Origin of the sequence: Streptomyces griseochromogenes, assembly GCF_001542625.1 — a bacterium.
GTDB classification, from domain to species: Bacteria; Actinomycetota; Actinomycetes; order Streptomycetales; family Streptomycetaceae; genus Streptomyces; species Streptomyces griseochromogenes.
This window is the reverse complement of the sequence record NZ_CP016279.1, coordinates 5,400,897-5,426,390: the sequence shown is the minus strand read 5'-3', so window position 1 is coordinate 5,426,390 and position 25,494 is coordinate 5,400,897. Positions and strand designations below refer to the sequence as shown.

The window sequence follows — 25,494 nt, the reverse complement described above, 5'->3', positions numbered from 1 at the left end:
CAGTCACGACAAGCACCGTTGCAGTACTAGCCCTGACCGATGTTAGTACGGGCGAACGCCGCAGTTCACTAGCTTGCTCCCCATGAGAGACCACTGCCCCGCCGGGCCACGTACCACTCCATGACCGACGACCGACTTCCATTCCACCGAACGGGTTCCATCGACACGGTGCCCACTACGCAAGCTCACCGGTTCCGATCGACCACGAGGTTTGTGCAAGAGACGTTCGGCTAGCGGGCATTTTCGGATTCTGACGGATTATTGCACGGACCTTCCATAAAGCCGCACAACTCATTTGATTTCCTGATTATTTAGTCTCTGGACTTCAGGCCGCCAATACGTTCGGCCGGAAAGGCTGGCACTGTGACGGAGCAGGTTGAGGCAGCCCTCGGTCAGCAGTCACGCGGAGTCGGACCGATGAGGCCGCTTCCCGACCGCCGTGCTCACGAGCTCTTCGAGGAGTGCGCACGCAACACGCCGTCAGCCACCGCCGCCGTACACCGCGAGACCCGCTGGACCTATGCAGGACTTGATGCCGCCGCGGACCGGGTGGCCGGGGCGCTCCTGGCGGCCGGACTTCAGCCCGAGGGTGTCGTCGCGGTCATCAGCGAGCGCTCGCTCGACTGGCTGGCCGCGATCCTCGGCATCTTCAAGGCGGGCGGTGTCTACCTGCCGATTGACCCGGCGTACCCCGACGAGCGCATCGCCGACCTGCTGCGCCGCAGCGCATCCCAGCTGGTGCTGGTCGAAGGCGAGGCGTCGGTGCGCCCGGTCGAGGCCGCGGCCGTCCACGCGATCCCGCTAGTGCCGGCGCAGGCCCTCGAAGTGCGGCCGGACCGCGTCCCGGACCACGCCCTCGCCTACATCTACTTCACGTCCGGCTCCACGGGCGCACCGAAGGGGGCCGCCTGCGAGCACGCCGGCATGATCAACCACCTGTTGGCGAAGGTGGACACGTTCGGGCTCGCGCCGGGCACGGTGGTCGCCCAGACCGCGTCCCAGTGCTTCGACATCTCGCTGTGGCAGGCGATCGCGCCGCTCATCGTCGGCGGCAGCACTGTGATCATCGATCCGGAGACAATGCTGGACGTCCCTGGGCTCTTTCAGCTGTTGGCCCGGGAGAGCGTCGGCGTCCTGCAGCTCGTCCCGAGCTACTTGGACGTGATCGTCACCAGGCTGGAGCGCGGCGACATCGCCCCCGGCTCACTGCGGATGCTCGGCGTCACAGGCGAGGCCGTGTGTCAACAGCTACTCACCCGCTGGTTCAAGCAGTGCCCCGAGGTGCCCGTAGTCAACGCCTACGGCGCCACCGAGGCGTCGGACGACACCACGCATGAGGTCATCCGCAGCATGGCGAAGGGTGACCAGGTCACCGTGGGCGTGCCGATCGCCAACGTCCTCGTCGACGTCATCGGCGAGGACGGGCTGCCGGTGGAGGGCGACACGATTGGCGAGATCACGTTCTCCGGCGTCTGTGTCGGCCGGGGCTACATCAACGATCCGGAGCGCACGGCAGAGGCGTTCGGCGCCGACCCCGTCCGGCCCGGGCTGCGTCGCTACAGCACCGGGGACTACGGGCACTGGCTGCCCGACGGACGGCTGCGTTTCGTCGGCCGCCGGGACGAGCAGGTGAAGATCAGCGGCGTTCGGGTCGAGACCGGCGAGGTCGAGGCCCAGCTCCTCCGGGTGCCGGGGGTCCGATCGGCGTGCGTGATTGTGATGCCGGACGGTGCCAGCAAGCGCCTGGCGGGCTTCTACACTGCCGCGTTGCCTATCGAGGACGTCCGAGACTTGCTGGCCAAGCTGCTGCCGATCCAGCTGGTCCCGCGTACTCTGCGCTGGCTGCCCGAGCTCCCGCTCACCGACAATGGAAAAGTTGACAAGCGGAAGCTGGCGGATCTCGAAACCAACAGCGCGAGCGGCAACAGCGTGACGCCGCCGCAGACCGCTACCGAACGGCGCATTGCCACCGCGTGGGCGGAAGCGCTGGGCATGCCCCTCGAAGAAGTCGGCCGGAACGACGACTTCTTCGCGCACGGCGGCGGCTCACTGGCGGCCGTACGGCTCGTCGTGCAGCTCGGCGGGCTGATCTCACTCGTCGATCTCATGGTGCACCCAGTGCTGGCCGACCTGGCGGCGGCAGCCGATGGAGTCGACTCAGCCGAGGGGGCCGATTCGGCCGACTCGCCACTCCTTCAGGCCTTGTCGGTCCCGGCGAACGCGACCGCGGCCCTGGTGTGCGTACCGTACGAGGCGGGCAACGCGCTCAACTTCGCCGCCATTGCACGAGAGCTGGCCGCGTCGGGCGTGGCCGTGTACGCGGTGGAGCTGCCCGGCCATGACGTCGCTCGGCCCGACGGCGAACTGGTCGGCCTTGACCAGATCGCTGGCCGACTGATCCAGGAGATCCGCGACCGGATCGAGATTCCCGTGGCGCTGTGGGGCCACGGTGCGGGCGTGGCGCTCGCGCTGGAGGCGGGCCAGTCGCTGCAGGCCGCCGGAGTGCCTCCCCTGCACCTGTTCCTGGCCGCGGCCGCCCAGCAGGATCCCGCCGTCGCCGAACCGGCTGCCGACAGGCCGGCCGACATCGGGGCCTGGCTACGTGATGTCGGCGCGCTCACCGACGTCGACCAGTGGCGGTCGACCCGCGGCGAGCTGATCGAGCGCGCCTACCGGCACGACCTCAGCGAGGCAGAATGCTACCTCGGTGCCGTCACCGGAACCCTTGACCTGCCCGCGACCGTCATCCTGATCCCGCGGGCCCCCGGTGAGAGCGATGTCGCGGCACGCTGCACGACCGTGCTCCCCGCAGCGCGGATCACCTGCATCGAGGACGCGGGTCGGTATTTCGTCCGCAGCCACCCCGCTGCCGCAGCGGATCTCGTCACCGCGACGCTCGCGACCACGGAGGAAGGCGGCACCCGTTGAGACTGACCGGCCGGCTCACGGCAGAGCCGGACGATTTCATCAGGCAGGAGTTCCTTGAGCCGCAGTTCCGGCACGAAGTCGCCAACCTGCTGCCCTGGTACGTACTGATCGAGAAGGCGCTGCTCCGTGAGTACCACCGTATGGGTGTCCTGTCGTCGACTCAGGTGGGGCACCTCGCGGGAGCGCTCGACGGGCTGACCCAGGAGGAGCTCACCGCAAACGCTGGCGTGGCCCTCTCCGACATCGCGCTGGCGATGGAGACCCGGGCCGCAAAAGCCCTCCCGGAGCCCGTACCGGCCTGGCACGTCGACCGGAGCCGCAACGACCTGCAGGCCTGCGCCCAACTTCTGTACGGACGGGCACAGGTGAGCGAGATCGCGGCCATGCTCGGGGAGCTGACTAAGGTCGCGCACGAGCGGGCGGCCCAAGACGTCACCTCTCCGATGCCCGGTTACACCCAGCTGCAGTCGGCACAGATCATCACGCCGGGGTTCTACCTCAGCGCCGTGGTGGAGCATGCGCTGCACGTCTCGTCCCGGCTGCTCGCCACCTACGACCGGATCAACTTCTCGCCTCTCGGTGCCGGACCTATGGCCGGCCAGGAACTGGCCTGGGACCGGAACCGGCTGGCGCGGGCGATCGGCTGCGACGGCCCGGTACCCCACTCGTTAGCCGCTGTCGCCTCGCGGGAGTGGCTGCTCGACGTCGCCTCGGACATTGCCTCCGCGGGCGTGGGGTTCAGCCGCTTTCTGACCGACCTCATGGCCTGGTCGTCGAGCGCATACGGGCTAGTCGAGCTGCCGGACGGGCTGGCCGGTATCTCGGCGGCCATGCCCCAGAAGAAGAACTATCCGCTGCTCGAACGCCTGCGTGGTCGTACCGGCCATCTGACGGCCCTCTACGTCGACTTCGCCACCGGCCAGCGGAACACGCCGTACAGCAACATGGTGGAGGTCTCCAAGGAGGCGGGCTTGCACGCAAGCACCATGTTCGCGACGGTCCGCGCGGTGCTGACGGGTTTCACCCTGGTCATCGACAACCTGCGGTGGCGCACCGACCGGATGCGCGCGGCCTGCGAGGAGGATCACTTCGGCGGCTTCAGCCTGGCCAACGAACTCACCCTGCGCGCCAACGTACCGTGGCGGACCGCTCAGGTCATCGCGGGCAGGTACGTCACAGCCGTGCTGGCCGAAGGCGATGGCCGTGCCGGGCACGTCAACCCGGCGGCACTTGGCTCGGCGGCCTGGGAGGCGGGCTATGCGCTGGACGCCCCAGCCTCCTATCTGACGAACTCCGTGGACGTGGACGCGCAGCTGCGCGCGAAGGTGTCCGCGGGCTCGGCGAGCCCCGCCTCCGTGGCGGCACTGCTGGCTGAGCAACGGGAGCGACTCGACACAGTGGCGGCGGAGTGGAACACGCGCAGGGCCGCGGTGCAGGACGCGATCGCTGCCACCGACGCCGCCCTGCGGCCCGCGCCGGAGGGAGTCATATGACGAGTCGGCAACTCATCCAGCGGCCGGGCAGGTACCACGGGTCCCACGCCCGTGCCGTCGCCGTCAGCTCCGCCTTCGGCACCTTCGGGGAACTGCTGCAGGGTGCGTTGCCCGACGATGGGCCCGACTTCCTGGTCACCCTGCCCATCGCCAGGTGGGTCACCGCGACGTTCGAGTACGAGAGCGCACGCGACGGGGTCGAGGTGTTCCCGGCTACGAAGACGAAGGCCCGTAGGGTCGCCAAGGCCGTGCTCGCCCGTTACTCCACCGGTGGTGGATCGCTGAGGCTGAACGGCTCTCTCCCGGAGGGAAAGGGCCTGGCGAGCTCCTCGGCCGATCTGGTGGCGACGGCACGGGCGGTGGCGAGCGCGGTCGGCGTCGAGCTGCCGCCGCACGCCATCGAGGACTTGCTCCGTCAGATTGAGCCGACGGACGGAGTCATGTATCCGGGAGTGGTGGCGTTCGAGCACCGCAACGTCGCACTGCTGGACCGGCTCGGAGTGCTGCCGCCGATGACCATCGTAGGCATCGACGAGGGCGGAACCGTGGACACCGTCGCGTTCAACAGGATCCCCAAGAACTTCTCGGTGGCGGAGCGGGACGAGTACGCCCGGCTGCTGGACGAGGTCCGGATGGCGGTGAGGGCCGGTGACGCCGCCGCGATCGGCCGGGTGGCGACCCGCAGCGCCCACCTCAACCAGCGCCTCTGCCGCAAACGGACACTGAACGCGATGACCGCCCTCAGCGCCGAGGTCGGCGGGGTCGGTGTGGTTACCGGGCACAGCGGGTCGACGATTGGGCTAATGCTTCTCCACGACGTCCCGGACTTCCGGAGCCGACTGGCCGAAGCCATCAACCGGTGTAGGCAGCTCGCGCACTGCGAACAGGTGTTCTGCTACCAGACCTTGGGTTTCGAGCTGAAAGGAAGCGGAACAAGCGATGATCTTCAATGACCTCGTCGAAGCCATCGGACACACTCCGCTCGTGCGGCTGCGGGCCGCGTCCGTGGACGTGACAGTGACGGCCAAGCTCGAACTGCAGAACCAGTTCGCGATGAAGGACCGGGTCGCATGCCAGATCATTCGCGAGGCCCGGGAGAACGGGGTGCTGGCGCACGGCGCGCCGATCATCGAGAGCTCCTCGGGAACGATGGCTCTGGGCCTCGCCCTGGCGGGCCACGTGCTCGGCCATCCGGTGCATATCGTGACGGACCCCCGCATCGACGCGGTCACGCTCGCGAAACTGAAGGCGCTGGGGTGCTCGGTGCACGTGGTCGAGGAGATGACCGCCAACGGCTGGCAGAGTGCGCGGCTGGAGCGGCTGGCCAGCCTGCGAGAGGAGCACCCGGGGGCGTTCTGGCCGCGACAGTACTCCAACCCGCAGAACCCTCTGGCGTACGCCACCCTGGCCGGGGAACTGGTGGCGGACCTGGGCCGGATCGACGTGCTCGTCGGCGCGGTCGGCAGCGGCGGATCGCTGTGCGGCACCGCGCGCGCCCTGCGCCGGGCGCTGAAGGCCGCAGGGATGTCCGATCCGCTGCGGGTGATCGGCGTCGACGCCGTCGGCAGCGTCCTCTTCGGCCAGCCGGACCAGCCGGGACGCAAGCAGAGCGGCATCGGCAACAGCCTGATCCCGGGCAACCTGGACTACTCGGAGATCGACGAGATCCACTGGCTGAACGACCGGGAAGCCTTCGTCGCGACCCGTGACCTCGCTCACGACGAGGGCATCTTTGCTGGGAACTCCTCGGGGTCGGTCTACCAGGTGCTGAAGCACGTGGCTGCCATCGCCAGCCCCGGCACGCGCGTCGTCGGCATCTTCCCGGACCGGGGCGACCGTTATGTGGACTCGATCTACGATGACGGCTATTGGGAGCGGGCCGGCCTCGCTGAACTCCCCCTCCGGAGCGAACCGTTGCGGGTGTCATACGGCACCGAGGTCAGCAGCTGGGCGCGGGCGGAGGTGCCGTCCACGCCGCGCAAGCGCCTGGTGTTCGTCGAGTCGAACACCACGGGCACTGGGATGCTCGCCCTCTCGAGTGCCAGGGACCTCGGTCTGGCACCCGTGCTACTCACCAGCCGTCCCAGCCGGTACCCGGGCATCGGCGAAGCCGACTGCGAGATCATCCGTTGCGACACCAACAGCGCGGACGCACTCGCGACGGCCCTGCGTGCCCACTGCGCCCCCGACGAGGTGGCCGGCGTCACAACCACAAGCGAGTTCTACCTGGAGGCCGCCGCTTCGCTGGCCGAATCACTCGGCCTGCCCGGCAATCCGTCCGCGGCCGTGGCCGCGTGCCGTCGCAAGTCGGCGACCCGCCGGCTGCTGACGGACGCGGGACTGCCCCAGCCGGTCTCGGTTCCCGTGACGCGGGCAGCCGAGGTGTCCGCGGCGGTCGCGGCCACGGGCTTGCCGTGCGTGGTCAAGCCGGCCTCGGACTCGGCGTCGACGGGCGTGTTGATGTGCACCTCCGTCGAGCAGGCCCACGAGCACGCCGCGAAGCTGCTCGCGATCACGCACAACGTGCGCGAGCAGGTCGTCCCGCCGGAGGTGCTCGTTGAAGAGGTCGTCCAGGGACCAGAGTTCAGCGTGGAGACGATCTTCGTCGACGGTGAGCTCCACCTGGTGGGCATCACCCGGAAGTCGGTGTCGCTCCCGCCCTCGTTCGTCGAGCTGCGGCACGCTTTCCCGGCACCGCTGGACGAGGCCTCCTCGGGTGAGATCGAGCAGGTGGTCCGGGCGGCCGTCGAGGCGGTCGGGCTGCGTCACGGCGCCTGCCACACCGAGCTGCGCCTGACCGCGGCGGGGCCAACGATCATCGAGATCAACGCCCGGCTCGCCGGGGGCATGATTCCCGAACTGATCAGACTGGCCGGCGGACCCGACATGCTAACCCAGCAGCTGCGCGCGGCGGCCGGACTGGCGGTCGAGCTGACTCAGGGAGAGCTGACCCCGACCGGAGTCGCCTTCGTCACGAGCCCCGCGGAAGGGTGTCTGGCGAGCCTGGAAGGCGTCGAAGCGGCGCGTGAAGTGGCCGGTGTCGCCGAAGTCCGGCTCGCACGTCGGCCGGGCGACCCCGTACGGCCGGCCACCGACGCCTACGACCGGATCGGTTACGTCATCGCATCGGCCCACTCGCTCGCGCAGCTCGACCATGCGCTCGATTCGGCGCTGGACCGCATCACCGCCCGATTGACCAACGACTGAACGAGGACGAGCCGACATGATCGAAATGAGGAGCGACACCTTCACGCTGCCTACCGAGCAGATGGTGTCCGCGATGACGCAGGCCGTGCTCGGGGACGACGTGTATGGCGAAGACCCGACGGTCAACCAGCTGGAGGAACTCGCCGCGAAGAGCATCGGTAAGCCCGCCGCGTGCCTCATGCCCAGCGGGACGATGGCGAACCTCGCTGCCCTGCTGGTGCACGTACCACGGGGTGGGAAGGTGGTCGTCGGCAACGAGAGCGACATCTACCTGTACGAAGCTGGCGGGGCGAGCGTGTGCGGCGGCATCGTCTACGAGCCGATACCGACCCAGCCCGATGGCAATCTCGCACTGGACGACCTGGCCGCGGTGCTTCCGCCCGACGCGGACGACCCCCAGTTCGCCCTGCCCGGCCTCATCTGCGTGGAGAACACCCACAACCGGATGGGCGGACAGGCGCTGAGCCAGGAGTATCTGGCCGAGCTCAAGCGCTTCGCCACCGGGCACGGCCTCGCGGTGCACATGGACGGTGCCAGGATCTTCAACGCCGCCGTGGCGACGGGTGTGTCGGCGGACCAGATCGCCGCTCACGCCGACTCAATCCAGTTCTGCCTGTCCAAGGGCCTTTCGGCACCCATCGGTTCGATCCTCGCGGGCGAGGTCGCCTTCATCGAGAAGGCGCGGCGCGTTCGTAAGATGCTCGGCGGCGGCATGCGGCAGGCCGGTGTGTTCGCGGCGGCCGGACTGCTGGCGCTAACCTCCATGGTCGACCGGCTCGCCGATGACCATCAGCTCGCAGCGCAGCTGGCGGAGGGCCTGGCGGAGGTGGACGGAATCGACATCGATCCGAAGGCGGTCACCACCAACATCGTGCTGTTCAGGGTCACGGCCGACGGGCTGAACGACAACCAATTCCTGGCTGCCGTGCAGCAGCGCGGGCTGGTTATGGGTGAGTTCGGCCACGGCCGGATCAGGGCCGTCACGCATCGTGGTCTCACCTCGGCAGACGTCTCCGCCGCGGTGGCGATTGTGGCGGACGTGGTGCGCGAGACTTCGTGATCTTGTTGTCAAGCGGCTGTTGTCACCTGAGGTGTGGCTGCATAGCACCGTCAGTCACGAATGAAGGCGTCCACAGGAGGTTGCCCCCGTCGGGGGCGCGAGGGTGAGCACGGCCTGGACTTGATCTGCCGCGTCGCCCCGGCGCGTCGGATCGCGGCTGGGTTTGGTAGCCAGTCAGCAGCCTGAGCGGCCCAGTATTCGCCATATCCAGGGCCCATTCCGGGCGGGGAACATGCCGCGCAGGCGGTTCACCGTGCGGGTACGGTCCTCGACCAGGTCGGCTCGGCGTCCGGTCAGCAGCTTGAGTTCGTTGGCAGCTTCGTCGCCGGGCCGATGGGCCGCAGGTCACGGCGCATGCTGGCCTGGTCGGCGATGACGCAGGCGGCGAGGGCGCCGGTCTTGCCCCCCCCCGTTACCGTTTTCGTGGCTCCGCAATGGGGCCTCCGGCCTTCGGGTCCGGCATGACTTCCCCCCTTGTTGTTCATGATCCGGGGGGGGTGGTGTCACCGGGCTCGGAGGCATCGACGGACCGCTGATGAGGGGCTTGAGCACCGGCTTCACCCAGGCCGGAAGAGCTCTCCGTAACGTGGATGTGGCAGCTCGGTGCCCTGGCAGGCCGGACGAAAGCGTGATGGAGGGGCCTGCACGTGATCGACACCGGCGGCATCGACGTCTTCCTCGGCCTGGACGTCGGCAAGGGCGAAAACCACGCCACCGCCGTCACCCCGGCCGGGAAGAAGGCGTTCGACAAGCGCCTGCCCAACACCGAGCCCAAGCTCCGCGAACTGTTCGCCAAACTCCAGGCCAAGCACGGGACGGTGCTGGTCGTGGTCGACCAGCCGGCCTCGATCGGCGCCCTGCCGCTGGCCGTCGCCCGCGACATGGGCTGCCTGGTCGCCTACCTGCCAGGGCTGACGATGCGGCGGATCGCCGACCTCTATCCGGGCGAGGCCAAGACCGACGCGAGGGACGCATTCATCATCGCGGATGCAGCCCGCGCGATGCCGCACACACTGCGGGCGATCGACAGCGAGGACGAGACGATCGCCGAGTTGGAGATGATCGGCGGGTTCGACGACGACCTCGCAGGCGAAGCCACCAGGGTCGCCAACCGGCTCCACGGCCTGCTGACTCAGATCCATCCCTCGCTGGAGCGGGTGCTGAGGCCACGGTTGCAGCACCCGGCCGTCCTCACCCTGCTGGAACGGTTCGGCTCCTCGGCCCAGATACGCAAGGCCGGCAGGAGCCGCCTGGTCACCCTGCTGCGGCCGAAGGCACCGAGGATGGCCGAGCGTCTGATCGAGGAGATCAGCTACTGACGTTTTTGCCGTGATGTCGTCGAGGTGAGGCCGGTTTCGGCGAGACATCCGTCGATGAGGTTGCTGCGGTACTGGATCTGGCGGAGACCGTGCCGAAGCGCGCTCATGAGGTGGTCGGGGTCGGTGAATGCGGTGTTGGCCTGGCTGCTGCGTCGCAGTAGTGACCAGATGCCCTCGACGGGGTTGAGGTCGGGTGCGTAGGCTGGCAGGAAGTAGCAGCTGATCCAGTCGTGGGTGTCGATGAACTCCCGCAGTCGGCGGTCTCTGTGAACGTTCAGGCTGTCCCACACAAGCACGATCGGTGCGCCGAGTTGCTGGTGGGCGGCGATGAGCAGGTCGCGGTAGTCGGTCCAGGTGAAGCTGCGTCTGCCGCCCCGCTTGTGATCGACGTGCCGCTTGGGCCGGTAGATCAGGCGTGAGTGTTCGCCCTGCTTGTAGCAGGCCAGAGCGGCGATGGAGAAGCGGCGCTGGGAGCGTCCCCGCACCCGGATGACGGGTGTGTGTCCACGCCTGGCCCAGGTGCGGGTGGTGGGCGGCGTCATCGAGAAGCCGGCTTCGTCTTCGAAGCAGAGCCAGGCCCCGAGCGCCGCCACGGCGTTTCCACCTGGGGCCAGGTCTCCTTCACCCAGCCGCTGACGGCTTCCTCGTCGCGCTCGGTCGCGCGGCGGGCCGGGACCTGGTGGCTGAAGCCGTGCCGGTGCAGCATCTGCGCGATGGCCGATAGCGTCATGCTGAACGGAAAATCGAACCTTAGCCAGGCAGGCGGCAGGGTCCGTTCTGCGAAGCAGAACGGACGTCCGAGGCAGGGCGGGAGGTTCAGGCTGCAGGTGCGAGGGTGACTTGATGCCCGAGGGCCTGGAGCTGACGGACAAGATCTCTGGTCTTGCGGGCGGGATTGAGATGACGGTGGTGCCATTCAGCACCGAGTTCTTGGTAGGAGGCTTCGGGCTCGCTGAGCAGGTGCCAGGTGATGACAAGGAGCGAGCGGGCAACGGCGACCAGTGCCTTGCTGTGGCCGCGGCGTTTGACGATGCGTCGGTAACGGGCACCGAGGAAGGTATCGGTGCGGGCAGCGGCGCTGGCGGCTTCACCCAGTGCGCCCCTGAGCCAGGGATTGCCCCTACCGGCCGGACCGGCAGTGTTCTTTGCTCCGGACTGGATGGTCCGCGGACACAGTTTCGCCCACGAGACCAGGTGCTCGGGGGTGGGAAAGCGGCTCATGTCCAGGCCGATCTCGGCGAGGACGATCTGGGCAGTGGCCTGCCCGACGCCGGGGACGGCATCCAGACGCTCGGCCAGGTGCTGAGCGGTCACGTCAGCGCGGCCGGGCGGACTGCTTCCGCGGTCGTCGTGCGGGGCCGTGGTCCGGCCCATGAGATCCACAATCAGCCGGTCGAGTTCCTGGATCTGCGCGGTGAGATGGTCGACGGTTGACAGCAGCACGCGCAGCAGGCGGGCGTGATGGTCGTCGAACTGCCCGGTGAGTGCTTCGGCCAGGGCCGCCTTCTTCTTCACCAGATTCCCTTTGGCCAGACCCGCCAGCGTTCTGGGATTACGCTCCCCGGCGACCAGGGCATCCAGCATCGCCCGTCCGGACATCCCGAAGAGATCCGAGACGACGCCGGACAGCTTGATCTGCGCGTCCTGCAGGACCTTGTCCACCCGGTGCTTGTGCCGAGTGCGTTCTTGGACGAAGACGGTTCGGGTGCGGGTGAGGTCCCGCAGCTGCCGCACCGGCTTCGGCGGAACGAACGAGGCCCGGACCATGCCCCGTTCGGCGAGCTTGGCCAGCCAGACCGCGTCCAGCTTGTCGGTCTTGGGCCGACCAGGGACGTTCTTCACGTCGCGCGCGTTGACCAGCCAGCACTCCAGGCCGCGGGATTCCAGAAGATAGAAGAAGGGCCGCCAATAGCTGCCCGTCGCTTCCATCACCACCCGCTGGACGCCTTGACTGACCAGCCGGTCTCCGAGCTCGAGAATCGCGTTCGTTGTGGACGCCACCGTCCAGACCTGCTGAATACGCCGGCCCTCGATGGTGTCGTGCGGGACGCGCAGACATACCATCCCGGACGCCTTGGCGATGTCGATTGCCGCGACCCGGGCAACACTTCCATCGTCGTGGTCCTCCCTCAACTCCTCCATGGGCTTCCTCCCCTTGTGCATCGTGCAGGGAGGGGCTGCCCGGAGAGCCTGAGGGAGGCGGAGAAGCTGAACGGCGTGTTCGAGACGACAGTGTGCGGCCCCTCGGACGGCTCTCTCACCAGACTCTTGTGCGGGCTCACGGCCCAAACATGAAGCGGCGTCGGCGGACAGCCCCGTACCAATTTTCACGCCCGCGAGGCGTCAACCGCAGGTGAACGGCTGACTCTTGTGGAACCGGCGCCCGATCAGCGTCTTGATCCGGGCCAGCGTCCAGGTCTGGTCCGGCCAGCCGTGCGCTACCGGCCCCCTGGCCAGCTCCTGCTCGAGCACCGCGAACAGTGCCTCACTCAGCTTGGGCCTGGATGCCTGCCCCTTCGACTCCAGGGCCGGCCTGCCGCCGTGCTCCCATGCCTGGTGCCACCGCTGTACCGACCGCACGCTGACACGTAACTGCCTGGCGACGGCGGCATTGTCGTGTCCCAGGGCGAATAACTCGCCCGCCTGCATCCGGATGTGTTCGCGAAACGCACGTCGCTCCGCGGTCAGCCCGCCCCCTTGCGGATACCTCATATGACCGGCCTACTGCGACAACCACAGGCTGTCGACCCCCACGACATCACGCAAGCAAGGTCAGTAACGCAGCATGAGGCGGTTTGAAGCCTCCCCCCGCAGGGCGACTCCGAAGGGCCAAAACCTTCATCTTTCACACAGCACCATGATCGGAAGCTGCCCTACGACCAACTCCTTCTCACGCTCAGGACACACGGAAACAAGCAGATCAAACGCGCCTTCTTCCTCTCCGCGTTCGCCGGCCTGGGCGACCCCGTGTCCCGGGCCTACTACGACAAGAAGGTCGCCCAGGGCAAGCACCACACCCAGGCCCTGCTCTGCCTCGCCAGACGCAGGGCCGACGTGCTGTTCGCGATGCTCCGCGACGGGACCTTCTACGAACCGCAGCCGTCGACCTCAGTCACCTGACCTGCGGGTCTGCGAGGAGAACGACTCGATCAGCCTCGACGTCGAAGCCGAGCACCGGATGGCCGTAGTCGCCTTCCGGGTCCATCAGCACCGGCTTGCCCAACCGCCGCCCGATCTCCCGAAGGAAGTCGCAGAGCACATCAAGTCGGTCCTGGCCCTGCAACTCCCGCAGGTCCACGTCGAAGTCGACTTCATCGTCGGCATGGAAACGGAAGACCGCCAACACCTCGGCGGTCGGCCAGACCCGCAGGTCCGGGCACTCAGCATCCGCCGGGCGGGACAGCACGGCCTCCGCCCGAGGCATCGGAAGCACCGTCTCTCCCTCGGAGTACTGGTATTTCCAGCCCTTCTCCGCGACAAGATCGAGAACCGCTTGCCAGTCCTCCACCGAGGCATTCGGGACACGCACGTCCGGCAGCGACCCCATCAAGTCCAGGTCGAAGAAGCACTTCACCTCATCCCACAGCAGGTCAGTCACCCCGCCATGCTGCCCGGACCGCCGACCCAACGCACCCCCGTTTCCCTTGACCAAAGACATAGGGGCACCCCCCGCCGCGGTAGCCGTCGGAGGCCCGGTTCAACCAAGACCGTCACCATCTACCTCGCCGGACTCCACGTCGCCGGCATCTTCATCTGGGCAGCGAGATGATCACCAAAAACGCTCTGATCAACCGGACGACGTGACCGAGGACCACACGCCGAACCACTGCTCGGCGCCGTACTCCTCAAACCGCTCCACCTCGGTGAACCCCAGCTTCGCGGCGAGGCGCATCGCGCGGTCGTTGGCCGTCTGGGTGCAGAGCACCACCAGCTCGCCGGGAAGCGCGTCGGCGAACCAGCCGAGTACCGCTGTGCACGCCTCGGCGGCGTACCCGCGTCCCCACGCCTCCGGCAGGAACATGTAACCGAGCTCGTTCTCCCCGTCATCCGGACGGACGTGCCCCCGACGCTCTGCGTCCCGCCGATCGAGCGTGATCATGCCGATCATCGCTCCGTCGAGATCGATCACGAAAAGACCAGGGCGCTGCCCGGGCACCTCAGGGACTGAGCGTTCCAGCTCATCACGCGGTCGGGAACCACCGATGTAGGTGCCCACCTCTGGCGATGCGAACAGCTCGATGAACACCGCACGGTCCCGGGCCTCGGACGCACGGAGCAGGAGCCGTTCGGTCTTTATCGGGGCAGGTGGCCAGCCAGCGAGTCCGAGTTGCGTCATGGCAGGCAACTTATCGCGCGCCCATAAGATCCGAAAGACAGGTGCCTGGCCTCAAGACCAATGAGGCTTTTCAGCGTGGCCGCTGATCGGGTGACAGCGTCGGTGTCCGCAACGCACGAGGCTCCCGTGCCGTTGAGGGAGGCGTTCGAAGTCTCAACCCACTGGCGCAGGAGCCTCGTTGGTTCCCTATCCTGCCGCACTCGACCTGCCTCACGCCTTGGTCGAGTGGGTCACCATGCTCATCGTCACCCGCGAGGGTGACCGCCGCTCCAAGCTCCCACCGCACCAGCGTGCCCTGATCGGCCTGCTGTACGTGCGTCGGCACGACACCCTCGCGCAGCTCGCGGCCGACTTCGGCATCGCCGTCGGCACCGCCCGCGCCTACACCACGGCCGTCATCGACCTGCTCGCCGACCGCGTGCCCGGCCTGCTGTGCGCCCTGCGCCAGGTCTGCCCCGACTACGTGCTGCTGGACGTCACCCTCGCCGAATGCGATCGCGTCGGCGACAGCCGCGCCGACTGCTCCCACTGTGAGGATGGTGGCCGTGTCGTTCTGGCTACCGCTTGACTCGTACTCTCACTGGCTGCTTCAGCGCACTCCGAGAGCATGATCCGCCTCGCGATGATCTCGAACCTGGCGAAACGCGCAACCGGCAACAACGCCATATCCTGGCGCAATCCATGACCTAACACGCATACAAGCGGGACGTCCCCTTAAAGAGCGTTTTGTCCCCTCGGGGTTGTTTGGTGGCGCTTCGGGTGGCGAGTGGGACCGAGGCTGCTGAGGCAGTAGTGGTCAATGCGGGTTGTGCGACAGATGACGTCGCGCCTCGGCCCGTTTCGGTCGAGTCGATCCTGTCTGATCCCAAGGCGCCCCTGATTGACGCCGTTTGCTCCCTGGGGACATGCCGTGCCCGACGGTACTACCGAAACATGACGCGACAACGCCCGTACCCCAGCGACCTGTCCGACGCCCGCTGGGAACTGATCGGCCCCACGCTCACCGCCTGGAGGGCCGAACGACGGGGCAGGGGCCTGGACATCGGCCGCCCGCCCGAGCACGACCTGCGCTGCATCATGGACGCCATCCTGTACGTCGACCGCACCGGCATCCCCTGGCGCTACCTGCCGCACGACTTCCCGCCGTGGGAAACGGTCTACGGATACTTCGCCGCATGGCAGAAGGAAGGAACCTTCGACCAGCTCAACGGCCTGCTGCGGCGACTGGTGCGTGAGGCCGAGGGCCGCGATGCCGAGCCGAGCGCCTGCGTGCTCGACGCGCAGAGCATCAAGACCTCCGCCAATGTGCCCGCAGCCGACCAGGGCATCGATGCCGGCAAGAAAATCGCTGGTCGCAAGCGCCACCTCGGCGTCGACACCCTCGGACTCCTCCTGGCCGTCTGGGTGACCGCCGCCAGCGTCTCCGACAACGCAGGTGGCATCCATCTGCTCTCACGCATCGCCACCACAAGCCCTAGCGTGACCAAGGCGTGGGCCGACACCGGCTACCGCACCAAGGCCATCGATCACGGCGCCCGCCTCGGCATCGACGTCGAAGTCGTCCAACGCGACCCCGGCGTCAAAGGGTTCAAAGTGATCCCCCGACGTTGGGTTGTGGAGCGGACCTTCGGCTGGCTCATGCACCACCGCCGACTCGCCCGCGACTACGAGACTCACCCTCGCCGCTCCGAAGCCATAATCCACGTCGCGATGACCGACCTCATAAGCCGCAGACTCACCCGCGAATCCACTCCGAACTAGCGCAACACCTGAACCTCGAACCAAACAACCTCGCGGGGGCAAAACGCGCGCGGCGGCCGCACCACGACGACGGCTCGGTTACGGCGGACTGGAGCCACGGGCCACCCGCCCGGCGCATCTGTGGCGGCGGTGGCCCCGGAGGGACGGAACGATGGCCACAGGCCGCGGCCGACGGCGCGGCCTTCCCGGACGGCGCACCTGACGGATGTCAGTACAGCCAGTTGCGGCGATCGGTAATCTGATAGTTCGGAAATTAGAGGCCAACCGTCCCGCTGAGGAAATCCGGAGTCGGCATTGGCCGATAGTCTGCGCGCCCTGCTACCGGACAGCATTCCGCCACACCGATCCCTACACCGGCAAAACGCACGCTACGTCGCCTGGAAGATTGCCATGGTCAACTCGTCCGGACCTGCAACGGATGATCCCACGCCACAGACGGATACCGAGCGGATGCTCGCGGAGCTATGGGCAGAGGTACTGGGGCTGTCGGCTTCCTCTATCGGCCGCAATGATGACTTCTTCTCGGCGGCAGGATCCTCACCGACGGTGATTCGACTTGCCGTCAAGCTCGAAAAGCAAATATCACTGCGCGATATTGTAAACAACTCGACACCGTCTAATCTCGGGGCGATACTCGACAAGGGCATGCCGCATGACAACGCGACTGGCGTTCGAGGCCGAGTAATCATATTCCGGGACAGGGTCGAGTAATTACCGGGAAAGGATTTCAGAATGCCGGACGATGACCAGAAGGCCAGGCTTCTGCGTACTATCGAATACCGTCAGAAATTTGATGAGCGGCTTGGTCAAATCGATCAGCAGACGCCGTTCGATTCGGTTCATGGCGTTGACACGACAGAATCCGTAGAGCTTTGGGAGCTTCCCGATGCTGAGCAGACGTGGGTGGGTCGAAACGCCAGGTACTCGCCCACGCCGGTCCTTACCGTGCGCAATGCGCTCAGCAAGTGTGACGTTAAACACGAAGAAGTGACGTTCGTCGACGTCGGCTGCGGCAAGGGCCGGGTCCTACTGCTCGCGGGTGAGCTGCCCTTCCGTCGGATCGTCGGCGTGGAGGCATCGGAGGCTCTCTGTGCCATTGCCCGGAGCAATGTAGAGAAGGCTTCGGAGGCCAGCGGCGGCCACGACAGGATTGACGTGGTGCATGCCGATGCCACGAAGTTCGACGTCCCGGCTGACGCCGGGCTCTTCTATTTCTACGAGCCCTTTTCGGTGGAAGTTTCCGCCACGGTTCTGGACAGGATCGAGGACTCAATCCGACAGCACCCTCGTAGGGTGGTCCTTTGCTTTACCGGTCGCGGCCAGCCGGATGGGGAGGGGACCGATCTTGAGAAGACCCCGGTGGCAGCCGCGCCCGCAGAGATGCGGGACCAGTGGAATCTGGTCAAAGTCGTTTTATCTCCTGATGCGGAGTTTTACGATTCTTTCTTGTATGAGTACGCAAGTAGCCCTGCCTAGATAGTTCATGACCTACCTGATCGGCCTACCAGCGCCGCAGGAAGCGCCGGACCCTCCCAAAGCTCTGAGAGGCAATCATATGGGCCATGCAATTGACACTATTCGACCGAAGCTCTATCTCGATGAAGCTGTGTCCCTTCCCGACCTGTTCCGTAGCGTTGCGGTGATTCGCGGCACCGCTCCGGCCGTTCGCGACGACGGACGAACACTCAGCTATCAGGAACTCGACCTGTTGTCGGACCGGCTTGCTGCAAAACTTGTACAGGAAGGAATCCGGCCGGGACACCGAGTCGGGCTGATCCTCCATCGCTCAGCCGAAATACCGATCTCCATTCTTGCCGCACTGAAGGCGGGCGCCGCTTATGTGCCGCTCGATCCCACTTACCCGGCGGAGCGACTGCGATATCTGATCGAGGACGCCGGGCTGACGGTGGTCATCGGCGAGTCAGGGCAGATCGCTTCTGCCGGACTCAAGGATGTCCGCGTGGTCCCACCGGACACCGACGGGGAGGAACTGCCGCCGCTGCCACCGATCGACCTCGACGGCAGCGAACTAGCGTACATCCTCTACACCTCCGGGTCGACGGGCGTCCCCAAGGGCTGCATGATCGCCCACCACAGTGTGCTCGAACTGCTGCGCAGCGCTGTGTCGGTATTCGATGTGGGTACCGAGGACCGCATCACACTGTTCCACCCCTACATCTTCGACCTGTCTGTCTCCGAGTTCTGGCTCGCGGTGGCCGTCGGAGCCACGTCGGTCGTCGTTCCCCTCAAGATGGCGCAGTCCGCGTCCGACTTCCTCGCGCTGCTCCACCGCGAAGGCGTGACCTTAACCAGCCAGGTCCCGACGTCCCTGCGTGCACTGGTCTATGCCTACGAAGAGGCCGCCAGGCCGCTACTCGCCCTGCGCTACGTCCAGGTCGGTGGCGAGGCCGTAGAACTCGACGTCATTTCTGCCTTCCTGAAGGCATATCAGGGCATCCCGCCGACCGTCGTCAACGTGTACGGTCCGACCGAGGCCACGTGCTACGCCACGTGCCACGCGCTGACCCGGGCGGACCTCGAAGGCCCGGTGCGCGCGCCCATCGGTTCGGCACTGCCGCATCTCGTCGTCGAAGTGCGGGACGAGGCAATGGAGTTGCTCCCGGACGGCGACGTCGGAGAACTGGTGATCGCCGGTCCGGCGGTCGCGGTGGGCTACCTGGGGCAGCCGGAGCTGACGGCCGAGCGTTTCGTCGTCCTCGACACCCCGAAGGGGCAGCTGCGCTACTACCGGACCGGGGACCTGGCCCGGCGCCTGCCGGACGGCTCCTTCGAGTACCTCGGCCGCAACGACCAGCAGGTCAAGGTACGTGGCGTCCGAGTCGAACTCGGTGAGGTCGAGGCGTTCCTGCGGGCCCACGAACTGGTCAAAGACGCTGCAGCCACGATGGTCACCACTGCGGCCGGCGCCCAGTTCCTCGTCGCGTGCCTGGTGCTCGCAGAAGAGACCAAGGAAAAGCCCCAGGCGCTGCTACGCCGGCACATGCTCGACTCCCTGCCGGCCTACATGGCGCCGGATCGCTACCAGGTCGTTCCCGAGCTTCCGTTGACTGCGTCGGGCAAGGTGGACCGGCGGGCTCTCCAGGACATTGCGACTTCGCGCCGGGCCCGTCGCCCTTGATCCCTGGCGGTCCCCAGCGCCCACACGCGCGTCTGCCGGCGCGGACCGCCAGGTGAGATGACCTCCGAGTGGGGCGGTCTCCAAGTGGTCATCCCTGGGCGGGCGCGTACGGCGGCTGCCATCGGCGGACCTCGTGCCGCCGATGAGAGCTCATCGGCGCCTCTTCATCCGAGCGGCCCGCGCCTGACAGACATCTGGCAGCGACGCGTACGGTGCCACAATCACCCGTCGGCGGGGACGTCCGAAAAGCACGAGACCGCTGCTGCCTCGCGGGCAGCAGCGGTCTCGTGCCTTGCGCGGGAAGCCTTTCCCATGGGGAATCACTTCCAGCCCGTGTCGGCAGAACGCACCGATCGCGCCGCCTCACGGAACCGACTGCTGAGCCGCTGGTACGACAGGGTCGCCAGCACGTAACCCCCAGGGACGCGTCTGTGCCAGCTCAGGTCGAGTGCCAGCCGGTGGTGGGCACGGTTGTACCGGCGTTCAAGACGTCGGATCGCCTTTCGGACCGCGCCTGGATCGTCGTGAAGGCTGATGAGCCCTTGGGACTGCAGCCACACGGACCCGCTGCGGTACTTCGCCACGGACATGGCAGCGGAAGGGACCCTCCGAAGAACCTCGCAGTCGCGTTTGTCGACGAGGAACGAGATCCGAGCCTCCCCCTTCACGTTGACCAGTTCGAAGCCGACCTGACGACAGCGCAGCAGACCGCGGTGGTCGAAGGAAGCGAGGTGTCCGTAGGTGGCGTTCAGGGAGCGGTACCCGTTCCCTGAGGCCTGGGGCAACACGCCCAGAATCGCCAGCTCGTCCCGAGCCTCGCGCAGCTCCGGCTTGTCTTCCGTGTACTTCTCGTCCGGTCCCCAGAAGCCGTCGTGCGAGCTTCGCCCGGACGACAAGGGCAGGTCGGCATCGCCGTACCTCGGCGCCAACGCCTCGACATAGGGAACGGAGCGGAACGTGGGCTCGTCCCCGAGCTCGTCGCGGACTCGGTAGGCCAGGACCTCTAGTCGAAGGCGCTCGTTGCGCTCGCGCTGGTCCCAACTCGTGTAGTTGCCGTCACTCTGTTCTCTGATCTTTCGAGTGCTGTACATTTCGGCCAGCGTACGAATCAGTTCGCGCTCGGGGTCGGGCGACTGACGGACGAAGCCGCCCACTTCGTAGGACAATTGACTCCCGATCCCGGCGGGAACGGACAGGGCAACCAGTGGATCAAGGGCCGTGGCTCTTGCCTTGATCCTGTTTTCCACCGTGCTCATGACCACGTTCCCGCCGCTGGTGGTCGCCCAGACCGGCGTGACGCTGACGCGGCCCTGTCCGGTGTGAACGGCCAGGTGCGCATATGGTCGGTCAGGACTGGGCAGATGGATGGAGCGGCCGTACGGCGGTCGCAGGACGGCACACTCGTCCGCGGTCAGCGCGATGCCCCCTGCCCTCTCCACCAGTGCGCCGATGCCGCGTGCGCGCTGATCGATCTCCTCTCGTGCCGCACGGGCCAGGGCCAGGTCGTCGCCGGAGAGATTCCGTCGCTGCGCGGCACGCGTGAACAACAGAGACGAATCGGCGCTCGGTGCTCGGCCCAGCTTTTCTATCACGTCGCGGTCAGACGCGACGTGGTGCGAGCGGATCGAAGTGCGCAGTCCACCGGCAGGAAGTACGCACGGAACAGAGAAAGCTTCATCGCTTTGCCGCACCCGCCTACTCTCCTCAAGCCGGGGAAGGGGCCGTGTTACGGAGAGGCCCCGAGCAGTCAATCCAGGTAAGGAAGTGCTTCAGCTCGTCCCGCAGCTGATCGACCGACGGCCGCTGCACCTCGATCTCGGTTTTGGCCTGCTCGCCGACGGGCGACGTCCGGTAGACGTTTGTGAACTCTTCCACGGCCGGCTGCTGCAGGACGAGCGACGCCGCGGCCTTACCTGCGGACCTGGAGATGCAATGCAGGACCTCATGATTGATGTGGTAGACCGTTCCAGCGGGCAGGACCGCCTCGAACACGGAGGTGAGCTGCTCCTTGCCCTGTGCCTCCAGGGAGAAGGCCTTCCCCTGCCCGATCGGCAGGTACTTGAAGTGGTAGTACTCCTCACCGGGGCCGATCCTGTACTCCTGGGCGAAGTACTCGCCGACCACGAGCGCGGTCGTGAAGTCCCAGCGGTGCGAGTGGATGTCCTCCGCAATGATCCCCGAGGCGTCCGGCTGCGGATGCCACATGTGGAGACGCAGCTTCCAGGGGTTCTTGTCGCCAGCGAGCAGCACGAGCTTCAAGAAGTTGTTCGCGTGGTAGTACGAGAGCGCGGCTATCTCGGCAAGAGCGTCGTCGTCAGAGATGATCTGGCCGATCAGAGAACACAGGTCTCCCGGCTCGGAAAGCTGGCGGACCACCGACTCCGAGCCTTGGAAAGTCGTACCGCGCCCGCTGTCCACGATCACTTCGAGGTGGTCCTTGATTTCTTGCAGGGTCGCATCCGCTAGAACCTGCACCATGACCCTTACTCCTATTCTGGATGCTGGTAGTCCAGCGATTCGAAAAGTAGGACAAGGCAAGACCGTTGATCAGCGGTCCACCTTCTGCTTCTGGGACCCGTGATCGATCCGGCGTGTTACTACTCGCCGAGGGCGATCAGGAACTCAGGGGAGCCTGCGAATGGCGAGCGGCCTTGGGCCATCATGATGTTGTCGGCGATCAGCAGGTCGCCGCGGCGCCACGAGACACCGATCCTCACCATGTCATAGGCGTTCTGTATGGCCGTCAGGTGCTCATCGGACACCGGTGATCCGTCACCGAAGTAGGTGTTCATCGGGAGGTACTCCCCGAAGGCATCGGTCATGATGTCACGCTCGACCGGATCCAGGTTGGCGGAATTGAGGAAGGAGATCTGGTTGAACCAGCACTCTTCCTCGGTCGTCGGGTGGTCGATGACGGCCGGCAGGCGGCGCACCGTGTTCAGCGAGCCGCCGGGCAGCCACTCGGCTTCGATTCCCGCGGTCTCGAAGAGTGTGTCGAGTGCCGCGCGGTCCCGTACGGAAAAGGCCTCTCGCCACGTGATGCCGAACCCGTCGTGGAAGGCACGGGCCAGGGTCCAGCCACCCTTTCGGACGCGCTCGGCGAGGGGCGCCGGCAGGTGATCGGAGATCCGGCGGGTGTCACTGAGGTGCGACTGGCCGTCACCGTCCGGCGGAGCGATGCACGCGGTCAGGACGACCGAAGGGAACGTCCTGCTGAAGGAGACTTCCTGGAACGGGCAAATGATCCGGTCGGCCGGCCAGGTGATCGGCGAAAGGATGCCGTTCCCGAACTCGTTCCGGTTGTTGAACGCCTCCGTGGGCGTGTGGCTCGTGATGCCCAGGGCAGCGCGCGCCTCGGCCAGACGGTCCGGTCCGTCCAGGGGGAGGCCGTGGATGAGAATCGCTCCGTGGACCAGCATGCGGTCACGAACGGTCTCCGCCATGTCCCGCAGCCAGGAGAACGGCGAGTCGACCGGCGCGTCGAAGGAAGGGATGCCTACTTCCCGCAGCGTGGGGACGGTCTCACTCACTTCAACTCCTCCTGTTTGACTGAACTATCCGAAATTCACCGAGGTGCGTCACCGATCGCCGTCCGAGCGCCTGAACAGCCCGCCCAACACCGTGACCGCGCCGACCACTCCACACGCCGCAGCGCCCCTTCGACTCAGCGCTGTGCCGCAGCAGCGGTGTCCGCGGCGCCGGTGATCTTCCCGACCAGTTCCGCCGTGTCGTCGGCGGTGAGCGTCAGCGGGGGCGCGATCCGGATCACACCGCGCTCGTGCCGCGTCATCACGCCCGCCTGGGCCGCTGCCTCCGCGATGGCGCCGGCCGACTCCTCGGTGTCGGTCTCGACGGCGATCACCAGGCCGAGTCCGCGGACGTCGGTGACCAGCGGGCTCGACTCGACGAGCTTCTGCAGGCCGTCCAACAGCGTGGCACCCTGAGCCGCCGAGTTCTCGACGAGCTTCTCGTCGGCCATGATGTCAAGCACGGTGTTCGCGACGGCACTCGCGACGGCATGGCCGCCGGTCGTGTGTCCGTAGCGAAGTCCCTGGGCGATCGGCTCCCGGACGAACGTCTGCTTGATCGTCGAGGTAACCGCCGTCGCGGCCAGCGGCAGGTAGCCGCCGCTGATGCCCTTGCTCAGGGTGACGATGTCCGGGGTGATCCCGTCGTGATCGAAGCCGAACATCCGCCCGGTGCGGCCGAAGCCGCAGAACACCTCGTCGAGGATGAGCAGTGCTCCGTGCTGGTCGCACAGCTTCCTGAGCCTGGTGAGGAAACCGGCCGGAAGCACGACGCAGCCGCCGAGGCCAAGCAGCGGCTCCACCATGACCGCGGCCGCGGGAGGCCCGGTCTCCAGAGCCTTGGCGAACAGCTCGATCAGCGCGTCGGCACTTTCCTCGGTCCGCATCTCGCACGGCGCTGCGGGCAGGGAGATGTGCTCGATAGGGAACGGCGGGGCCCACTCGCTGGCGGTGAACGGCAGCCCCGAGAGCTGCTGGGCCAGGTAGGTCGTACCGTGGTACGCCGCCTCGAAGGTGATGACCCGGTTGCGGTCCTCACCGATGTTGCGCCAGTACTGCAGTGCGATCCTGAGGGCCGCCTCGGTGGCCTCCGAGCCACTGTTGAGCAGGACGATCTCGTTCAGCTCACCCGGCAGCGTCTCGGCCAGCCGCGACGCCAGCGTCTCGGCGGGGTTGTGGCTCGACACCATGGGGTCATAGTGGACGAGCTGCTCGAACTGCCGATTCGCGGCTTCGATCAGCCGAGGATGCCCGTGCCCACAGGACATGTTGAGGACTCCGGAGATGGCGTCCAGGTACCACTTGCCCTCCGCGTCGCGGACGCGGGTGCCCTGCGCCTCGACGATCCGCAGTGAGTTGGCCTGCTGGGTGATCGGCGTCCAAGGCCGCCACAGCGAACTTGTTGACGTGGAACTGTGCATATCTCAACTCTCCAGTGGGCCGGTCATCTGGTCTTCAGGATTTCTGCTGGGTAAACTTCGTCGAGATCGCCGTGGTGAGCCAGTGGAGCCAACGGGCGCCGAACTCCTGCACTCCGTAGTCGGCGCTCTCTTCGTCCAGGAGAAGACGGAGCTGGAGTTCTCCCTTGCAGACCGCCGCCGCCGCCAGGAACGTGCACATCTCAGGGGGGCGGGTCTCGGTCGACTCGACCTCGACGGCCGGCACCCCGGCGATGTTCACCGTGCGCTCGATGCCATGCGTGTAGCTGAGCATCGCCGTGACCGATCCGGTGAACGTGGATCCGAGGCTCGTGACCGTAATGAAGGGCACGTCGGCATGATCGATCTCCTGGTACCAACTCCTGACGAAGCCGTCTGGGGAATCCGGTGTTTGCTGTAGGCCGGGGGTGTCAAGAGAGATGACTGTGTTCATGAAACACCCGACGACATCGGCGTACGCGGCGTTCCGCCCGCCCCACGGGTAGCCGATGACAGTGGGCCCCGGCTCCGCGACGTCGCGCAAGGCACGGTGGATCGAGTAGAGAACGTAAGGGAACAAAGAACCCCGGAAGGAAAGCGGGACGGCGACATCGGGGAGCCGTTCGATAGAGTGCACGCGGGTGGATTTCACCCTTGTACGGGGGAATTCTCCAACACCCCCTAGGCGATCCGTCCAAAACTTGATCCCGGGTCCATTTACGGCCGTTTCCTCAAACGCGATCCGATTATTGATGGCAGCTTGATAGCGGACCAATTGGAGCTCGTCCGGGTCCGAAGGGGAAGCCAGCTGCTGCTTGATGATCAGCATTGACTTTTCGTCGACCATAGCGTGATCGAGAACCAAGAGCAGGTGGTCGTTCTCGGGCGAGCGTATGAGGCGCGCCGCCATCGTTGCACCGTCCAGGGAGGTCTCGAATGCCTCGATCACCTCTGTCATGCATCCGGACACGTCCTCAGCCCTTGCCGTGTGGAGCTCGGCGAAGTCGCATGGCTCCGGGTACCACTCTTGGTAGGCGATGCCGCGGCAGAACCCGATCCGGTAGGACAGCGCCGGGTTGCGGAGCAGTACGGACCCCAGCACCTCGCGCACATCCGCTGCCGACAGCTGGCACGGAGGCGTACGGAACATCAGGGTGACGGTCGCTCGCCGACCCGAGCGCTGCGCGGCCAGGGCGAAGGACAGCTGTGCACTCAACAAGGGAAGCCTGTCTGTCATGTGGTTCCCCTTGTTTTCGGCGGTAAGCCGCGGATCCGCGACCTCGGATTGACTCAATGGCGGGAATAA

The 25,494-nt window shown here is 66.5% G+C and carries 17 protein-coding genes and 7 pseudogenes; 13 read left to right on the top strand and 11 right to left on the bottom strand.

What is annotated here, in order from left to right; all coding sequences use genetic code 11:
- The first annotated feature begins 417 nt into the window (after nt 1-417).
- From AVL59_RS23105 to ltaE, 5 genes are read left to right on the top strand one after another with little or no spacing between them, the layout of a single operon-like run.
- Nucleotides 418-2,928: an amino acid adenylation domain-containing protein gene (locus AVL59_RS23105; RefSeq protein WP_237281622.1), complete on the top strand. Its 2,511-nt coding sequence runs from the start codon at nt 418-420 to the stop codon at nt 2,926-2,928.
- A complete protein-coding gene (locus AVL59_RS23100; RefSeq protein ID WP_067307576.1) occupies nt 2,925-4,421 on the top strand; it encodes an argininosuccinate lyase in 1,497 nt (498 codons plus the stop codon). Before AVL59_RS23105 ends, AVL59_RS23100 begins: the two co-directional genes overlap by 4 nt.
- Nucleotides 4,418-5,374 (top strand): GHMP family kinase ATP-binding protein, encoded by a 957-nt coding sequence (locus tag AVL59_RS23095; RefSeq protein WP_067307573.1) that lies wholly within the window; start codon nt 4,418-4,420, stop codon nt 5,372-5,374. The genes AVL59_RS23100 and AVL59_RS23095 overlap by 4 nt, the downstream gene beginning before the upstream one ends.
- Nucleotides 5,361-7,628 carry a pyridoxal-phosphate dependent enzyme gene (locus tag AVL59_RS23090; RefSeq protein WP_067307572.1) on the top strand — a complete coding sequence of 756 codons (2,268 nt, stop codon included), beginning with the start codon at nt 5,361-5,363 and terminating at the stop codon, nt 7,626-7,628. The genes AVL59_RS23095 and AVL59_RS23090 overlap by 14 nt, the downstream gene beginning before the upstream one ends.
- 16 nt (nt 7,629-7,644) lie before the next feature.
- Nucleotides 7,645-8,688 carry a low-specificity L-threonine aldolase gene (ltaE, locus tag AVL59_RS23085; protein ID WP_067307569.1) on the top strand — a complete coding sequence of 348 codons (1,044 nt, stop codon included), beginning with the start codon at nt 7,645-7,647 and terminating at the stop codon, nt 8,686-8,688.
- Between the two features lie 237 nt (nt 8,689-8,925).
- On the opposite strand, the pseudogene AVL59_RS56550 reads toward ltaE, so the two are convergent.
- Nucleotides 8,926-9,116, bottom strand: a pseudogene (locus AVL59_RS56550) (IS110 family transposase); the annotation flags it as partial.
- A 219-nt stretch (nt 9,117-9,335) separates the two neighbouring features.
- On the opposite strand from AVL59_RS56550, the pseudogene AVL59_RS23080 reads away from it, so the two are divergent.
- Nucleotides 9,336-9,998 (top strand): annotated as a pseudogene (locus AVL59_RS23080) (IS110 family transposase); the annotation flags it as partial.
- Between the two features lie 2 nt (nt 9,999-10,000).
- On the opposite strand, the pseudogene AVL59_RS23075 reads toward AVL59_RS23080, so the two are convergent.
- The 3 genes and pseudogenes from AVL59_RS23075 to AVL59_RS23065 all read right to left on the bottom strand — a co-directional run.
- Nucleotides 10,001-10,749 (bottom strand): annotated as a pseudogene (locus tag AVL59_RS23075) (IS630 family transposase); the annotation flags it as partial.
- Nucleotides 10,750-10,823: 74 nt separating this feature from the next.
- Nucleotides 10,824-12,149 (bottom strand): IS110 family RNA-guided transposase, encoded by a 1,326-nt coding sequence (locus tag AVL59_RS23070; RefSeq protein WP_099053111.1) that lies wholly within the window; start codon nt 12,147-12,149, stop codon nt 10,824-10,826.
- 225 nt (nt 12,150-12,374) lie between these two features.
- Nucleotides 12,375-12,719, bottom strand: a pseudogene (locus AVL59_RS23065) (helix-turn-helix domain-containing protein); the annotation flags it as partial.
- 195 nt (nt 12,720-12,914) lie between these two features.
- Between AVL59_RS23065 and AVL59_RS51580 the strand changes: the two are divergent.
- A pseudogene (locus AVL59_RS51580) lies at nt 12,915-13,127 on the top strand (IS110 family transposase); the annotation flags it as partial.
- On the opposite strand, the gene AVL59_RS23055 reads toward AVL59_RS51580, so the two are convergent.
- Both AVL59_RS23055 and AVL59_RS23050 read right to left on the bottom strand, forming a co-directional pair.
- Nucleotides 13,120-13,605 (bottom strand): hypothetical protein, encoded by a 486-nt coding sequence (locus tag AVL59_RS23055; protein ID WP_208870431.1) that lies wholly within the window; start codon nt 13,603-13,605, stop codon nt 13,120-13,122. The pseudogene AVL59_RS51580 and the gene AVL59_RS23055 overlap by 8 nt on opposite strands.
- A gap of 189 nt (nt 13,606-13,794) precedes the next feature.
- Entirely contained in the window at nt 13,795-14,343 is a 549-nt protein-coding gene (locus AVL59_RS23050) for a GNAT family N-acetyltransferase (RefSeq protein WP_067307562.1), read from the bottom strand.
- Between the two features lie 178 nt (nt 14,344-14,521).
- Here AVL59_RS23050 and AVL59_RS23045 point away from each other — a divergent pair.
- From AVL59_RS23045 to AVL59_RS23030, 6 genes and pseudogenes are all read left to right on the top strand, one after another.
- A pseudogene (locus AVL59_RS23045) lies at nt 14,522-14,905 on the top strand (helix-turn-helix domain-containing protein); the annotation flags it as partial.
- Nucleotides 14,906-14,935: 30 nt separating this feature from the next.
- Nucleotides 14,936-15,028: pseudogene (locus tag AVL59_RS56100) on the top strand (IS5 family transposase); the annotation flags it as partial.
- A gap of 248 nt (nt 15,029-15,276) precedes the next feature.
- A complete protein-coding gene (locus AVL59_RS23040) occupies nt 15,277-16,104 on the top strand; it encodes an IS5 family transposase (RefSeq protein ID WP_067307560.1) in 828 nt (275 codons plus the stop codon).
- Nucleotides 16,105-16,398: 294 nt separating this feature from the next.
- Entirely contained in the window at nt 16,399-16,815 is a 417-nt protein-coding gene (locus AVL59_RS48950) for an acyl carrier protein (RefSeq protein WP_159400026.1), read from the top strand.
- A gap of 21 nt (nt 16,816-16,836) precedes the next feature.
- Nucleotides 16,837-17,580, top strand: coding sequence for a class I SAM-dependent methyltransferase (locus AVL59_RS23035; RefSeq protein ID WP_067307558.1), 744 nt, complete (start codon nt 16,837-16,839; stop codon nt 17,578-17,580).
- A gap of 7 nt (nt 17,581-17,587) precedes the next feature.
- Nucleotides 17,588-19,243: an amino acid adenylation domain-containing protein gene (locus AVL59_RS23030; RefSeq protein WP_237281620.1), complete on the top strand. Its 1,656-nt coding sequence runs from the start codon at nt 17,588-17,590 to the stop codon at nt 19,241-19,243.
- A gap of 320 nt (nt 19,244-19,563) precedes the next feature.
- Here the strand turns inward: AVL59_RS23030 and AVL59_RS23025 are convergent, their stop codons facing one another.
- From AVL59_RS23025 to AVL59_RS23005, 5 genes are all read right to left on the bottom strand, one after another.
- Nucleotides 19,564-20,934: a pyridoxamine 5'-phosphate oxidase family protein gene (locus tag AVL59_RS23025; protein ID WP_079146905.1), complete on the bottom strand. Its 1,371-nt coding sequence runs from the start codon at nt 20,932-20,934 to the stop codon at nt 19,564-19,566.
- Nucleotides 20,935-20,947: 13 nt separating this feature from the next.
- The gene (locus tag AVL59_RS23020; RefSeq protein WP_067307553.1) at nt 20,948-21,721 is read right to left on the bottom strand and encodes a hypothetical protein; all 774 of its coding nucleotides are present in this window, start codon (nt 21,719-21,721) and stop codon (nt 20,948-20,950) included.
- 119 nt (nt 21,722-21,840) lie between these two features.
- The gene (locus AVL59_RS23015) at nt 21,841-22,773 is read right to left on the bottom strand and encodes a TauD/TfdA family dioxygenase (protein ID WP_067307550.1); all 933 of its coding nucleotides are present in this window, start codon (nt 22,771-22,773) and stop codon (nt 21,841-21,843) included.
- Between the two features lie 134 nt (nt 22,774-22,907).
- Nucleotides 22,908-24,191 (bottom strand): aminotransferase family protein, encoded by a 1,284-nt coding sequence (locus AVL59_RS23010; protein ID WP_067307547.1) that lies wholly within the window; start codon nt 24,189-24,191, stop codon nt 22,908-22,910.
- Between the two features lie 34 nt (nt 24,192-24,225).
- Entirely contained in the window at nt 24,226-25,425 is a 1,200-nt protein-coding gene (locus AVL59_RS23005; protein WP_067307544.1) for a condensation domain-containing protein, read from the bottom strand.
- Between the last annotated feature and the right edge of the window lie 69 nt (nt 25,426-25,494).

What these genes read in the sequence shown, in the direction of transcription:
- ltaE (WP_067307569.1), top strand. Translation starts at nt 7,645, where the DNA reads ATGATCGAAATGAGGAGCGACACCTTCACGCTGCCTACCGAGCAGATG.
- AVL59_RS23040 (WP_067307560.1), top strand. Translation starts at nt 15,277, where the DNA reads ATGACGCGACAACGCCCGTACCCCAGCGACCTGTCCGACGCCCGCTGG.
- AVL59_RS23070 (WP_099053111.1), bottom strand. Translation starts at nt 12,149, where the DNA reads ATGGAGGAGTTGAGGGAGGACCACGACGATGGAAGTGTTGCCCGGGTC.
- AVL59_RS23020 (WP_067307553.1), bottom strand. Translation starts at nt 21,721, where the DNA reads ATGGTGCAGGTTCTAGCGGATGCGACCCTGCAAGAAATCAAGGACCAC.
- AVL59_RS23030 (WP_237281620.1), top strand. Translation starts at nt 17,588, where the DNA reads ATGACCTACCTGATCGGCCTACCAGCGCCGCAGGAAGCGCCGGACCCT.
- AVL59_RS23010 (WP_067307547.1), bottom strand. Translation starts at nt 24,191, where the DNA reads ATGCACAGTTCCACGTCAACAAGTTCGCTGTGGCGGCCTTGGACGCCG.
- AVL59_RS23090 (WP_067307572.1), top strand. Translation starts at nt 5,361, where the DNA reads ATGATCTTCAATGACCTCGTCGAAGCCATCGGACACACTCCGCTCGTG.
- AVL59_RS23035 (WP_067307558.1), top strand. Translation starts at nt 16,837, where the DNA reads ATGCCGGACGATGACCAGAAGGCCAGGCTTCTGCGTACTATCGAATAC.
- AVL59_RS23050 (WP_067307562.1), bottom strand. Translation starts at nt 14,343, where the DNA reads ATGACGCAACTCGGACTCGCTGGCTGGCCACCTGCCCCGATAAAGACC.
- AVL59_RS23095 (WP_067307573.1), top strand. Translation starts at nt 4,418, where the DNA reads ATGACGAGTCGGCAACTCATCCAGCGGCCGGGCAGGTACCACGGGTCC.
- AVL59_RS23005 (WP_067307544.1), bottom strand. Translation starts at nt 25,425, where the DNA reads ATGACAGACAGGCTTCCCTTGTTGAGTGCACAGCTGTCCTTCGCCCTG.
- AVL59_RS23105 (WP_237281622.1), top strand. Translation starts at nt 418, where the DNA reads ATGAGGCCGCTTCCCGACCGCCGTGCTCACGAGCTCTTCGAGGAGTGC.